Origin of the sequence: Bacillus sp. RB3, assembly GCF_030164735.1 — a bacterium.
In the GTDB taxonomy this organism is placed as follows: domain Bacteria; phylum Bacillota; class Bacilli; order Bacillales; family Bacillaceae_G; genus Bacillus_A; species Bacillus_A cereus.
This window is the reverse complement of the sequence record NZ_JASNGE010000018.1, coordinates 81,749-94,835: the sequence shown is the minus strand read 5'-3', so window position 1 is coordinate 94,835 and position 13,087 is coordinate 81,749. Positions and strand designations below refer to the sequence as shown.

The following is a 13,087-nucleotide window of genomic DNA, read 5'->3' as shown; positions in this document are numbered from 1 at the left end:
CCTAATCAATTAGAGTTCGATAGAACTCTTTACTTAGGAATCCCTCACTTCTAAACGAAGTGAAAGTGGGGTTAGTTCAAAACTATTAACTATAATATACCCTTTCAAGAAATTTTAAAAAGGTTGAAGTAGCCAAAAAATATTTTCCGGAATAATTAGATTAATTCCTCTTTTTTGTATATTTATGTTAAATTATTGTTATCACTACAAATTTATTGAATAATTTTAATACTCTCCCCTTTATACTATGGTAATATGTTTTTCACAATACATATTACCACTATAATTGCAAACATATATAAACCCATATTTAGAATTTTTAAGATTCTTTCATAGCATTAAGATATTTTTCACCTTTTAGTTTGTTTATTCTTAATTTTTAAACTAAAATAATATATATTGGTAATAATTAAATAAAATTCCAATAATTATAGGAAGGAGAAAATTATGAAGAGCATTGTATTATTTGATGGTGATTGTAATTTCTGTAATCAGAGTATTCAATTCATTATTAAGAGGGATCCTAAAGGATATTTTCAATTTGCATCGCTTCAAAGTGCATTAGGTAAAACATTATTAAAAAGGTATGAAATAGACGAAACAATAGACAGCATAGTATTAATAGATAAAAATAATAGTTATATTAAATCAGATGCCATACTAAACATTTGTAGAAATTTAAAAGGTATATGGAAGATTTTCACTCTTTTTATATTAATTCCAAGGCCGATTCGAAACTTTTGCTATGAAAAATTCGCAAAAAATAGATACCGATGGTTTGGTAAACAAGAACATTGTATGTTACCGTCACCAGAAGTAAGAAAAAGATTTCTGGATTAATTCCGAAAATCTTCAAACTTTATATTATATTGTTAATCTTATCAAAATAAATACGCTATTCTTTCTTGCAAATTAAAGGAAGGAATAGTGTTTTTTTAACTTTTTTACAATATTTTCAAATCCTACTTTACTCTCTAATTCTCCGTTATATCCCAGCGTGGATGCTCCTGTAATATAGTCAATTTCTACGAACTTATAATATTCTATCCCTAAAAAAATATCTCTAGAAATTACCGAAAGTGAACAAACATGTTTTTGTTAATACATATCCACCTTTTTACCCCTTAAGTCACCTTCGAACTTTACATGGAACAAAAAAGAAGAGAGATTTCTCCCCTCTTCACCAACAAAGGGGATTAAAATGTGTGTGAAGTCAAATGAGTAGTTTTGGTTATTCCACACACAAACAGGTCTTTTTAGAATCAAAACAATTTTATATTTACTCTTTTTCACTTTTGTAGAAAACACACTTTTCGTATCTTTAATCGCTTGATTTTTAACTACACTTGGAAGGTTGACTTCAATATCCTTTGTATTTTTCTTCGTGCTTTTTTTCACTTCAACCATTTCAGATACCAGTGTATTAATGAGTTTAATATAATCAGAACTACTTTGTTCCAATAGCCTAATTTGTTCTTTTGTCGAAAGCACTTTAACTTTGACCGTGACATTCCCAGCCGTAATAATAAAATAGGAACGTGCCCACAGGCTTGGCAAAAAGCACGAGATGAGAAAACTATTCTCTTAAACGCTTCGACATCACTCTTATTAATCACCTCAATAGTGTATCAATATTATAATAGGAATAGCATCCAAAAATCTCCCTAACAATATAAATCCTCCCTCTCCAATTCCCCTTAATCTGAGCAATTGGTACATCCTTACTGTTCTTTTTGTTTTTATCATCACCTTTTCAAATCATCTTCATATGTTGTATATAGATATCTCCTTTCGAATTGCAATGATGCCTCTTTCAAGTCCTAATGTACGCCGTACAAAGAGCACTTTTGAAAAGTGCTCTTTGTACTTTGTAATACACTCCCTCTATAATAAAGTAATTTTAATGTATGAATAATTTACAGCTGCCTTGTAGTATGAATTGTAACTATTTGCACACACTATAATTGGAAGGCTTGAATCATTGTCATTGAAAAATGTTCAGCGCTTCCGCTCCTTAAGAGAACAGTCTACGCAACTGTTCTCTTTTCCTTTTTTACAAAAAAAACAGGACAAGCACAGTTAACTACGCTACGATTAATTGCATTGCAACATTCTCATCGTTTCCTCAACAATTTCTCAATATTTTTCAAGGACAATAGCACACTTCCTCAACCTTAATAATATCTTAATATTAAATACTGCAAGGAGGCGCTAGAAAATGACTTGGTTCATTATTTTAGGATTTATGCTTATTTTAAGTATAGGCGGCTTTCACCCACATAGTATTCATATCATTTTCAAAATAGATTCAGATACAAAAGCTATGCCAAATTGGTCTTTCGTTAATAAAATAAACTTTCGAACATTTAAAGAGTTGTTAAAAAACCCAAACAGGAATAAATTCAAAAGCCTTACCATAGGAGAGCTGTTTATCCCTTTAAGTCTATTCAATAAATTATTTGGCAAAACATTAATTTTTTTAATCCTATTCTTCTATTCTCAATTCTTAAACTAAATATAATATGAGATGAGTAAAAGAATAGCAGTCGCCGACCATAACAAACAACAGACCGCCTATTACAGACGGTCTGTTTTAAAACAAATTGACTATATCAATAGAATAAGGATACCTTAATTATTCAGAATATTCTTATTATTAATGAAAAAAAATCGTAGTTACATATAAGCTATCTATTTCCTGTTATTATCAGATTAAGCCTTTACAGAGAAAAGGGGGATATTATGACTGTTCAAGAAAAAAGTAATAAGCAATTGATGGAATTATTAAATGAATGGTATGAAAAAATTCGTTTATATCATGTAAAAGAAGCAAAACAAACACATCTACAAGTAAAAGAAAGCTTAAAAGTAATAGAAACTGATCCATATTTATCATTTTATTACTCACTACTAGATTTTAGATATAAAGTCTTGGTAGATGGAGTGAGTATTACAAAAGATTCCTTTAAGAATATAGAAAAACTCCCTAATATCGAAGAGGAATATTTATTTTTATCTTATTATTATCATTTCTTTAAGGCAATCCACTTTACAATTATAGCAAATTATAATGAAGCGAAAACACATTATGAAAAGGCAAAGAAACTTTTACCCTATATACCTAACGAAATAGAAAAAGCCGAGTTTGAATATAGAGTTTCAACTTACTGTTATCAATCTTATCAACCATTTGAAGCGATTCAGCATGTAGTAAAGGCCAAAGAAATATACCTAGACCATGTAGGTTATGGAATCAATATTGCTTTATGCGACAATGTATTTGGTTTAGCATGTATAGATCTAAGAGAATTTGAAAAAGCGGAAGAATGTCTCAATACGGTTATTGATGTTTTTAATAAGTATGATGAAGAACATTTATTATTAAGAGCACGTTACAATTTAGGCTGGTTATATAATATTCAAGATTTATATCCATTGGCGATCCGACAAAGTTCTGAAATTATAAATAAAATACCGAATCATTTTAAAGCATTATTTGTCTTAGCAAGAGCATATTATAAATTAGAAGGCATTGAAACAGCTAAATCATATATCGAGCAAGGAATAAACTATACGAATAAAGCAGGAAATGAGGAATATAAGCACCGTTTTGCAGTATTAAATGAACTACTCACAGAATTACCTAGAATTAAACTAGAAAAAGTAGTGACTGATGCAATTTCTTATTTTGAAAAAGAAGAAATGTGGGATTGTGTAAAAGAATATGCAGAGGTTTTAGCACTTCAATTTTATGAGGCAGATAACCATGTTAAGGCAAGCAAATATTTCTATATTAGCAGTAATGCTGGTAAGAAACATTTGAAAAAAGGAGCGTTAAAGTGATGAAAAAAATAAAAAAGATTGTATTAAGTATGGTAGTAATAAGTGCATTAGCATGTGGCATGAATAGTTTACATTCACCTCAACAATCTTCTTCTAATGGTGGAGATACACCAGCACCAACAATACCTAGTGTCTCTGTAGAAGTATCTATTGATTAATGTAATACATTATTCTTAGTTTTAAAATCAGAAAATTCAATCTTTTAATAAAAAACATTGAATACAATGGATAAAATATTGAACCCTTAGTCCGAAACAGATTTGTTTCGGACTATTCTCGTTACTATAATTATACGTAGAATGGTAGACTAAAACTTCCACTTAGTCCTGTTCTGTAATTTCTTCTCTTTTTGAAGTAAGTCCTTTAACTTTTTTAAATAATCGATTTCCATACGCAAACATTCATTTTCATCTTTTAATGTCCCTATACCCCCTTTAATAGTTGCATTATTTAACTTTGATCTTATCTTTTCCATAGCTGGACCCCCTTTCTTCTTTTTATATAGGAATTCTACGCCTTTTAAATCATATATTTCCCTTTACCTACGAACTATTCCAATAAATTCTTTAACACAAACAATTAATTTATTTCATGTGTTTTTATTTTATTTCTCAAAATTTGAGATATATCTTTTGAAAAACCCCCTGTATTCCTTCCATATTTATCTCTCCTAAATAAATCGTAATACATATTATACCCAACAAATTTATAAGCTTTAATCTTATTTTTAACAAAGCCTTCTTATTTTAAATAGACATAACACTTCATACTGTCAACTCCCCCTATATTGATAAATATGAAACATCTAATTTATTTGACATTTCAATGACTTATGACAGGAAAATATATACATTAAATTAAACCTAATGTATCTTTGGTTTGTAAGTCGTAGTTAGTTGGCCAACTTTCAATACAATTTAATACTTAAAAATAAGGAGGATTTAAAAATGAATCAAGTATTAAGGAAAAGTAAGAAAAAAATGATGTATCTAGTCGGCTCACTTCTAATTTCTCTATCAATGTTTTCAACTACAAGTTTTGCAGCTACAGAAGGTGCTGTAAAAAGTGTTACAAATAGTAGTTATACTGGAATTACAGCTGATATAAATCTACCAAAATCGGTTGTTGTTAAGGATGGATATGTGAATTGGTACTTAGGTATTGGAGCATCTAAAGTTGAAGGTGGTATTTCAAAAACACCAAGTGGATATAAAGTGTTTCTTAATTCAGGATATAATGAATCAGGTCAAAACAATAAGTATTGGAACACACAATATGATACATCAATTAAAGATGGTGATCGAGTAAACATTAAAATAATTAATAACGGCAATGGTACGGTTACTATGTATGTAAATGGAATCCCTAGATATGCAAATCAGCCTGTATATGGCTCATTTTCTCAATACGAACCAGTAAAAATGGTTCAGGGCGTTGAAGATACTGGACGTAATTCTTTTAGCCAAGCTAGTTTTTCAAACGTACTTCTAAGAACAGATACATCTGGAGCTACCTACAAAAGTTGGAACGGTTCAATTTCTTCCTCATTTTCTAAACACGGTACTTATGGTAACAGTTTCACAGTTTATTCTCAAGTGCCATTAAGCGCAAGTTTACGCTAAAATTGTTCTTGTATACGAATAATTTTGTGAAAAAGGTAGCTGTACTTTTGTACAGCTACCTTTTTCATATGGTGAATTTTTAATAGATATTGTATCAGACATAAGTTACATTCTTCATATTTTAACTTCTTTGAATTCAATAATACTTAATCAGCTTGTCTTATTACTTCACTTAACGTATCGAGATACAGCTTATAGCAACTACAACACGCTTTATTATTAATAATACTACTCTTCTTAATTTAACTTTAATTCCATTGCATTGATTTTTTAATAATAAATATACAACTTAGTAATGATAATAGATATACAATAAGAATAATATACAACTGTTTTGGTTCAATGCTATCGATATAAAGACTCATAATTGGATATGACCAAGGAAACAGTATCCAATAGTTTGTATGAGAGATAAAAAAGCTACCCAACCCGCCTATAACTCCTACTAATAATGAAAGTAACGGGATTTTATAAAATATTATATTTATTAAAAAATGTAAATTCACAATAGTTAAAGAGCTAATCACCATAAAAAGTATAGAAAAAATTAATCTTTGATAAACAGTCCCAAGATTATCAACCGTTAATACTATAGGTATACTAGTTATGACTAAAGCACATATTAAATAACCAAAAGTAATTATTAAGCAAAACAAAAACTTATTACTTAATATAGTTTTTAAAGTGATTCCGTGATAAATAGCAGACATATATCCTTTTCTTCTGAACTCGTTTACAAAAGAAAATGACACTAATAGACCTATTGCAATAGGTAAAAATAATCTACAAAAAAGACTTAGAATCGCTATATGCATGAAAACGCCATCTTTTGATTGAGATGATACAGTTAGAAAGATTTGAAAACTAATTGGTATCAACAGAAATACTAGTAACAGGATATACAATCCATTATGAAGACTTTTTTTATATTCACCTAATATACCCACTTATTTCACCCTTTATTATTCATATGTATAATATTTAAAACTCACAGCTAATAACATAATTCCTAAAATATAGATTGAAGAACTTGCAAGATATATTAAAATAGTTGTTTCTTTCATCATTACATCACTTACTATATTCAATGCATAAAATATTGGAAATGTCTTTGTGAATACTACAGGAAATAATCCATAAGTTACGCTAAAAAAAATCCAAATAACTGACAAGGACGCCGCAAGAATTCCCTTTTTTATAATCAAATGAAAAAGTAATTGAGAATATGGTATTGCTAAAGATAGAATTGTACAAAGCATCAACATTTTCAAAAAATAAAGTATAGATATTTCATATCCATTTATAAAAATATAGATACCCATAACTGAAAAATTTAAAATATTAAAGATTAAATAAAACAGTATAAACAATAAATTTTTAGCTACCAATAATTTAAATTTTGAAATTGGCTTTGTATAGATAATGGCCCAAGTACCATATTTATTTTCAGAAGAAATGATAAAATACCACATACAAGCAGAAAAAATGCTTAATGTTAGTGTATTAAAGTTTACTGTAATTGCTATAAGATTGGTAGATTGAAACATATCGGGATTATTCTTGTTAAAAATAAAATAACTTATACACAAAAAGCTTGATAATAATGAAAAAAACAAAGAAAATAACAATAATTTTCTCCCACCAATTTTCCTCATCTCACTATTCACACTTTTAAAGATAAATTGCATTATGATAGTAACTCCTTTTGTTTAGTTAAAGATAAAAATACTTCCTCTAATGTTAGCTTTTTAGGGCTAACTTCAAAAATATCTATATCATTTTCAATTAATATTCTGGTTAAATTAGGAACACTATTTTGATCTATCATTAGTTTGAATACCCCTTCTTTTTCTATGCTATAAGGTATATCCTCTGTATTTAAAATCCTTTCTGTGGCAGTAGTGTCATTAACATGAACAATATATTCTCTAGAAGTAATAATACTGTTTAAATTCCCTTCATAGAGTAAGTTACCCTTATGTAGTAATGCTATGTGATCTGCTATCATTTCAATTTCAGCTAAATTATGACTAGAAATAAATATTGTCTTCCCCTCATTTTTTACTAAATGAAGTAATAAGCGCCTTATCTCGTGTACTCCCTCTGGGTCTAATCCATTTGTCGGCTCATCAAGAATTAGTATTTTAGGATCATTAAGAATAGCAAAGGAAATACCTAGCCTTTGTTTCATTCCTAAAGAAAAATCTTTCACTTTTTTATCTTTTGCTTTATATATTCCTGTAATTTTTAATACTCTGTCTATTTCATCTAAAGGCTTATTAATCATTTTTTGTACATAGGCTAAATTTTCATATGCTGTCAAATTAGGATAGTAGGTAGGTGAATCAATAAAACAACCCACATTTTCAAATAATTCTTCTTTCCAATCTTTGATATCTTTATTATTAAATAATATCGTTCCTTTATCTAATGGAATTAATCCTAATAGCATTCGCATTGTTGTTGTTTTTCCTGCACCATTTGGTCCAATAAAAGCATATAAACTTCCTTCAGGAACAGATAAGTTTAAATCCCTTACAATGGATTGATTGTCAAAAGACTTTGTTAAATTTTTAGTTTGGATTGCTAATTTCATTTTGTTCCTCACTTTCTTATTCTCAAATAAAAGTAAGTATCTATTAAATTCTTGATCTATTAGATATTCTATTTACCCTTTACCTAATGTTTGCAATTTGGATTTAGAAAATATTTCTCGTTGTTTTAATTTTTTATCAGTAAGTTCATAAACTCTATCTACACGCTCTAAAATATTTTCATCATGAGTGATAATAATCTTAGTGGATGGTATGGCAAATATATTTTCAATAACAGCATTTGCCGTTTCCCTATCTAAATGGTTAGTTGGTTCATCCAAAATAAGAATCGGATATTCTTTCATGAACAATCGTAACATAGCCAACCTTTGTCTTTGGCCACCGGAGAAATTTGTTCCTCCCTCTGAGATTAAAATATCATTTATACTTTGAAATTGAATATAATTACTCAGATTCAATTTATCAATAGACTCCTGGATTTTTGAAGGATCATAATTTATATCAAAGTAAGATAAATTCTCAGATAAACTTCCTCTAAATAAAACTCCATCCTGAGTCATTAGTCCTACATTTTTTCTTAGTTCCTCACTGTTCCAATCTTTAATATCTCTATCGTCTATTAATATATTACCCTTATCGGGAGTATGCAATTTTAATAATAAGTTAGCTAAAGTGGACTTACCACTGCCACTTTCTCCAACAATAGCAATACTTTCGTTATTTTTAATGTTCAAACTTAAGTTTTCTATTATTTTTTTGTCATCAAAACTAAACGAAATATTATTAAATTGAATCGATCCTCTAAGAATGTTTACTTTAGTATCCGATCCATCTTTTTCTAGTTCCTCTTCCAAGATATCTAAAGTTCTTAATAAAAGTGGTTTAACTGAATTCCAATTTAAAATTGATCCTATAATTGTTGAAACCGGAGAAAATATAATACTAGATATAGCAATAAAGAAGAAAATATTACTTAAATCCCCTTCTCCTTTACTAAAATTATAAAATCCTACAGCAAGCATTATGATAATAAATATTGTTGATAGGGAACTATTAAATGATTCTAAAGCATTTTGTTTTAGCGCTCGTTTATGTACTGTATCTAAGTATTTATTATAATCTTTTTGCCATACAGATTTAATTCTAGAAAAAATCCCTGTAGCCTTTACATAATACATCGCTTTTAATGATTCATTAATTTTCCCTCTATGTTCTCCTAGGTAATACGTTTCGACTAAATTAGCATTATATATGAATTTCCCTAAGGAAATATTGATAAATAGGGAACTAGCAATAAAAAACATCAATATTAAAGTATAAAAAGTCTCAGTATATAATAGATACATCAATAATGGAATGATAACTACTATTGATATAATCATTTCAATTAGATCCTCTAAAATATATCCTCGTATTGATTCTAGGCTCATGATTCTTACATTTAAATCCCCTGCATGACGTGTAGTAATTTTTTCTATGGGGGTATTAAACATATGCTCAAAAACTTTTGTTGTACTTTTTCTATCAATTTCTTTCTGAAAGTTTACTTTTATAATAGAAGTTATAGATTTTATCCCTATAACAACGATTAAACTTCCCAAAATAATTAAAAGGTATCTTACATCCACTTCCTTTGAAGCATTCAAAATATCCATAAACTTTTTCAAAATAAAGGGGAAAGCAAGAATTGAGATTTGTGCTAACAATGCTAATAGTGCTAATAAAACAATCTGGCTAGGAGATACAAAATGATCAATATATCTAAGTAATATATGTTTTTCACGCCTTTTAGTATTTGGCTGTATATCTTTTTTGTTTTCTATTACTAGGATATAGTCACAGAACATTTCCTCAAAACTTCTTATATCAATTATCATCGGCCCTGCCTTAGGATCTACAATATAAAATTTATTTGCTTTAACCCTTTCAATAATTACAAAGTGATTAAAGCCCCAAAATGCTATCATCGGCTTTTGTATCCTTTGTAAATCAGTTATATTTTCTATCCTATATGCAGTTGCAGAAAGTCCATACGATTTACTAACTTTTTTAATATCCAACAAACTCCATGCCGATTTTTTATTGATAATTTTACTATTTCTAATTTCCGAAGCTTGTACTGCTGAACCATAATAATGCATAATCATTGCTAGACAACTAGGCCCACAATCAAAAGATGTCATTTGCGGTATAAATTTAATTTTCTTCCTTAACATATTTATCACCTATTCTAGGCATTAAAGTATAAAATGCTATTTAGTTTATTATCCTCTAACCTTTGTAAAAAATACAAAATACTTCCTAGCCCTGTAAATAATGCGATTTTATGAGGATTAAAATCTTCTATATCAAAATTATTCAAAAAGTTATTTGTTACTTTCATAACAATTTGTTTTTCATTGCGCTCGAGCATACCTCTATTTTCTAGCTCCAATAAAAAGTCTAGTTTCCCCATTAAACCATGACATAAACAATAATCACTATTTTCATGTAATGTACTTAAGATTTGTTTTTTAAAAAAAATTAAATCTGATTGTATATCCTCATTTTGATACGATTCTAAAATTTTAATTCTCGAGATTCCCATTCCACTAAATCCTTTACACCAGCTATCTGTATACTCATATTCACTCATACTCATTTTCTCACTTTTATGTATACCATGTATTACTCTATCGTACTTATTTGTTTTTAATATGCCTTTTAACTTATAAAATGCGAGAAGTTGTCCTGATAATCCATGAACAAACCCCTTTAATGAATCCTCTAAATTTAGAGTATCGTGAGCTTTCCAATATACAAATTCATTATGTGTTTGCATATTATTGACAATGTAGTCACCGAGATTTTCAGCCACTTTAAGCAATATTTTATAATTAGGATTAATTTGATAGAACTTAACTGCCGTTAAAATTAGACCAGCTGAACCCCCTAATATATCAAAATGCTTATCGCTATATTTACCTTTTTCAATATCAGAGTTGACATCCATAAATATTTGCAATATCAATCTTTCATCGATAGATGTTATATGTGGTAAATTTGTTAAATAGTAAGAAATAATTGCATTAACACCATTTACAAAACCATAATTATTTTTATTTTTGTTTAATATTTCTTGCAGGGCTTTTTGTTCAAGTTTATTTATAATTTCAATCTGATTAGGATCAGCATTATTTCTCAATAATGAACTTATTCCCAATAATCCATCATATATTCCACTATTCAAATGGTTTATCTCAAGCTCCCCTTGCCAATTTGTTTTTAATCCAATAAAATCTACAGCACCGTCTTTTGATATATAACTGCCATCAAGAATTTTCCCTGTAATTGCTTCCTTTATTTTATTTGTAGGTAAATTAGTTCGAAAATTAATTGTTTCCTTTACTGTATTCAGCTTATATAGATTATCATTTTGATTAGAAAGGGATATTTCTATAATTTTTCTTTGTAATAAAAAGTCAGCATATGAAATTTTTTTAAATTTTGTTTCTAGATCTATTTCATTATTTGATAAACTTCCGCAAGACTCCCATTCATACTTATTAAAGAAATATGGAACATCATAGGATAATAGTGCCTCTATCTCTTTTTGAATAATATCTTTCCTAGTAGCCAAGTATATGTTTTTTTCAAGAATATTCCGCAAATATTTTATAGTCTTTAATTTATTCTCTAATAAATCCGGAACATTTAGTCTATCTAATAAAAGGGTATAGACTTTTGTATTTCGATATACTTTTCGATAATTCCATTTAGAAACACTATTTTTTAATATACACATATACTCCTCTTTGTTTTTTAAAACTGAGTTATATGCATTCTCAAAACCTTTAATAATATCATCTATATAATTATCATACTCGTATATATCATCGTTAAAAAACGGTAAATTCTGAACCGTATCTTCTACTATTGTCTCTTCTCTTATTTCAATTGGATTCGATGTAAATTCATTTTTTATTTTAATTGTTTTTACCAAAGACTTCATTACTCTCCCAATTGCACTGTAATCTCTTATTACCTCCCTACCTCCACTAAACCTTATAGGTAGCATTCTAGAATTTAATACTGAATTAGATAATATAAAACTACTGGTTTCTTCAGTAACACTTGGATTTAATGTACTTCCTAATGTCTCAAAATCAATTATGACTGGTGAGGATTGTTTAGCTATGATATTTTCATTATGTATGTCACTTCCATTAATCAAATACATTACCGAAAGCACTACACCTAAATTATAATAATAATCTTTAATTTGCTCATTAGATTCACATGATTCATGATTAATGTATTCCATATATCCATAATTTCTTTTATTAACTACTTGCGGAATAAAGATATCCGTATTTAAATCTTTATTCAGTTGATTAATTAAACTATGATATAGTATAGAATTTTTCAAATCGACTGGTTTTAAAATTACCTTATTATTAAATTTATCTTCTAAAAGAATTGTTCTCTTTCCATTATTATGGTAGTCACCTAGGTTAATAACTTTTTCTACATGCATAATATTAAAACCCGACATTTTATGAATTTCTTTTTGATCTTTTTCAAGAGCACCTTGCAACCAAATCATATAATTTATTTCATTTTCAATGATTGTAAAAATTTTTTCGTTTAATACGGGTAATATTTTAAAAAAATTCATATAAAATTTTTTAAAATGAAAGAAGTTCTTTGTAAAATACTTATATTCTTCATTGGTATCCATTCCTCTTAAAGCATTTTCTACCCTAAGTTTATTTATGTATACAATTAAGGATGGCCTTAATACTTGGTATAGTCTTTTTTCTAAATCAAGCATTATCCATTCAGAAACCTTCTTAACATTACCAAAAAAATCAATTTTATTTAACATCATATTTTTAAAGAATACTACATATGTTTGTATTATTTTTTGAAAGTTATAGTTTTCGTCATTCTTAATGACATCATTACATGAAAAACCCTCTAAAAAGATAACAAAATTTTTTTCTAGATATTCTTTTGTTACTAAAGAATGTGATCCATTATCTATTGTATTCAAAATTCCATGTGAATTATTTTTCATAATAACCT

The 13,087-nt window shown here is 28.1% G+C and carries 11 protein-coding genes and 1 pseudogene; 5 read left to right on the top strand and 7 right to left on the bottom strand.

The window, feature by feature from the left end; genetic code table 11:
- The first annotated feature begins 447 nt into the window (after nucleotides 1–447).
- Nucleotides 448–840: a thiol-disulfide oxidoreductase DCC family protein gene (locus QO049_RS20940; protein WP_021728638.1), complete on the top strand. Its 393-nt coding sequence runs from the start codon at nucleotides 448–450 to the stop codon at nucleotides 838–840.
- A 345-nt stretch (nucleotides 841–1,185) separates the two neighbouring features.
- On the opposite strand, the pseudogene QO049_RS20935 reads toward QO049_RS20940, so the two are convergent.
- A pseudogene (locus tag QO049_RS20935) lies at nucleotides 1,186–1,524 on the bottom strand (RNA-guided endonuclease TnpB family protein); the annotation flags it as partial.
- Between the two features lie 694 nt (nucleotides 1,525–2,218).
- Here QO049_RS20935 and QO049_RS20930 point away from each other — a divergent pair.
- From QO049_RS20930 to QO049_RS20920, 3 genes are all read left to right on the top strand, one after another.
- Entirely contained in the window at nucleotides 2,219–2,515 is a 297-nt protein-coding gene (locus QO049_RS20930) for a hypothetical protein (RefSeq protein ID WP_021728636.1), read from the top strand.
- Nucleotides 2,516–2,742: 227 nt separating this feature from the next.
- Nucleotides 2,743–3,843: a response regulator aspartate phosphatase gene (locus tag QO049_RS20925; RefSeq protein WP_097855550.1), complete on the top strand. Its 1,101-nt coding sequence runs from the start codon at nucleotides 2,743–2,745 to the stop codon at nucleotides 3,841–3,843.
- Nucleotides 3,843–4,001, top strand: a complete 159-nt coding sequence (locus QO049_RS20920) for a Phr family secreted Rap phosphatase inhibitor (RefSeq protein ID WP_098607835.1) — start codon at nucleotides 3,843–3,845, stop codon at nucleotides 3,999–4,001. The genes QO049_RS20925 and QO049_RS20920 overlap by 1 nt, the downstream gene beginning before the upstream one ends.
- 149 nt (nucleotides 4,002–4,150) lie before the next feature.
- Here QO049_RS20920 and QO049_RS20915 read toward each other — a convergent pair whose 3' ends face one another.
- Nucleotides 4,151–4,318, bottom strand: a complete 168-nt coding sequence (locus QO049_RS20915; RefSeq protein WP_021728633.1) for a hypothetical protein — start codon at nucleotides 4,316–4,318, stop codon at nucleotides 4,151–4,153.
- A 472-nt stretch (nucleotides 4,319–4,790) separates the two neighbouring features.
- On the opposite strand from QO049_RS20915, the gene QO049_RS20910 reads away from it, so the two are divergent.
- Entirely contained in the window at nucleotides 4,791–5,465 is a 675-nt protein-coding gene (locus tag QO049_RS20910; RefSeq protein WP_021728632.1) for a hypothetical protein, read from the top strand.
- Between the two features lie 248 nt (nucleotides 5,466–5,713).
- Here QO049_RS20910 and QO049_RS20905 read toward each other — a convergent pair whose 3' ends face one another.
- The 5 genes from QO049_RS20905 to lanM all read right to left on the bottom strand — a co-directional run bounded on the left by QO049_RS20905 (nucleotide 5,714) and on the right by lanM (nucleotide 13,079).
- Nucleotides 5,714–6,412 (bottom strand): ABC-2 family transporter permease, encoded by a 699-nt coding sequence (locus QO049_RS20905; RefSeq protein WP_021728631.1) that lies wholly within the window; start codon nucleotides 6,410–6,412, stop codon nucleotides 5,714–5,716.
- Between the two features lie 15 nt (nucleotides 6,413–6,427).
- Entirely contained in the window at nucleotides 6,428–7,153 is a 726-nt protein-coding gene (locus QO049_RS20900; RefSeq protein WP_021728630.1) for an ABC transporter permease, read from the bottom strand.
- Nucleotides 7,153–8,061 (bottom strand): ABC transporter ATP-binding protein, encoded by a 909-nt coding sequence (locus QO049_RS20895; protein WP_098607837.1) that lies wholly within the window; start codon nucleotides 8,059–8,061, stop codon nucleotides 7,153–7,155. The genes QO049_RS20900 and QO049_RS20895 overlap by 1 nt, the downstream gene beginning before the upstream one ends.
- Before the next feature lie 72 nt (nucleotides 8,062–8,133).
- Nucleotides 8,134–10,236, bottom strand: coding sequence for a peptidase domain-containing ABC transporter (locus QO049_RS20890; protein WP_016090586.1), 2,103 nt, complete (start codon nucleotides 10,234–10,236; stop codon nucleotides 8,134–8,136).
- Nucleotides 10,237–10,250: 14 nt separating this feature from the next.
- A complete protein-coding gene (lanM, locus tag QO049_RS20885; protein WP_284489436.1) occupies nucleotides 10,251–13,079 on the bottom strand; it encodes a type 2 lanthipeptide synthetase LanM in 2,829 nt (942 codons plus the stop codon).
- Nucleotides 13,080–13,087 lie beyond the last annotated feature (8 nt).

What these genes read in the sequence shown, in the direction of transcription:
- QO049_RS20890 (WP_016090586.1), bottom strand. Translation starts at nt 10,236, where the DNA reads ATGTTAAGGAAGAAAATTAAATTTATACCGCAAATGACATCTTTTGAT.
- QO049_RS20915 (WP_021728633.1), bottom strand. Translation starts at nt 4,318, where the DNA reads ATGGAAAAGATAAGATCAAAGTTAAATAATGCAACTATTAAAGGGGGT.
- QO049_RS20895 (WP_098607837.1), bottom strand. Translation starts at nt 8,061, where the DNA reads ATGAAATTAGCAATCCAAACTAAAAATTTAACAAAGTCTTTTGACAAT.
- QO049_RS20900 (WP_021728630.1), bottom strand. Translation starts at nt 7,153, where the DNA reads ATGCAATTTATCTTTAAAAGTGTGAATAGTGAGATGAGGAAAATTGGT.
- QO049_RS20920 (WP_098607835.1), top strand. Translation starts at nt 3,843, where the DNA reads ATGAAAAAAATAAAAAAGATTGTATTAAGTATGGTAGTAATAAGTGCA.
- QO049_RS20910 (WP_021728632.1), top strand. Translation starts at nt 4,791, where the DNA reads ATGAATCAAGTATTAAGGAAAAGTAAGAAAAAAATGATGTATCTAGTC.
- QO049_RS20925 (WP_097855550.1), top strand. Translation starts at nt 2,743, where the DNA reads ATGACTGTTCAAGAAAAAAGTAATAAGCAATTGATGGAATTATTAAAT.
- QO049_RS20930 (WP_021728636.1), top strand. Translation starts at nt 2,219, where the DNA reads ATGACTTGGTTCATTATTTTAGGATTTATGCTTATTTTAAGTATAGGC.
- lanM (WP_284489436.1), bottom strand. Translation starts at nt 13,079, where the DNA reads ATGAAAAATAATTCACATGGAATTTTGAATACAATAGATAATGGATCA.
- QO049_RS20940 (WP_021728638.1), top strand. Translation starts at nt 448, where the DNA reads ATGAAGAGCATTGTATTATTTGATGGTGATTGTAATTTCTGTAATCAG.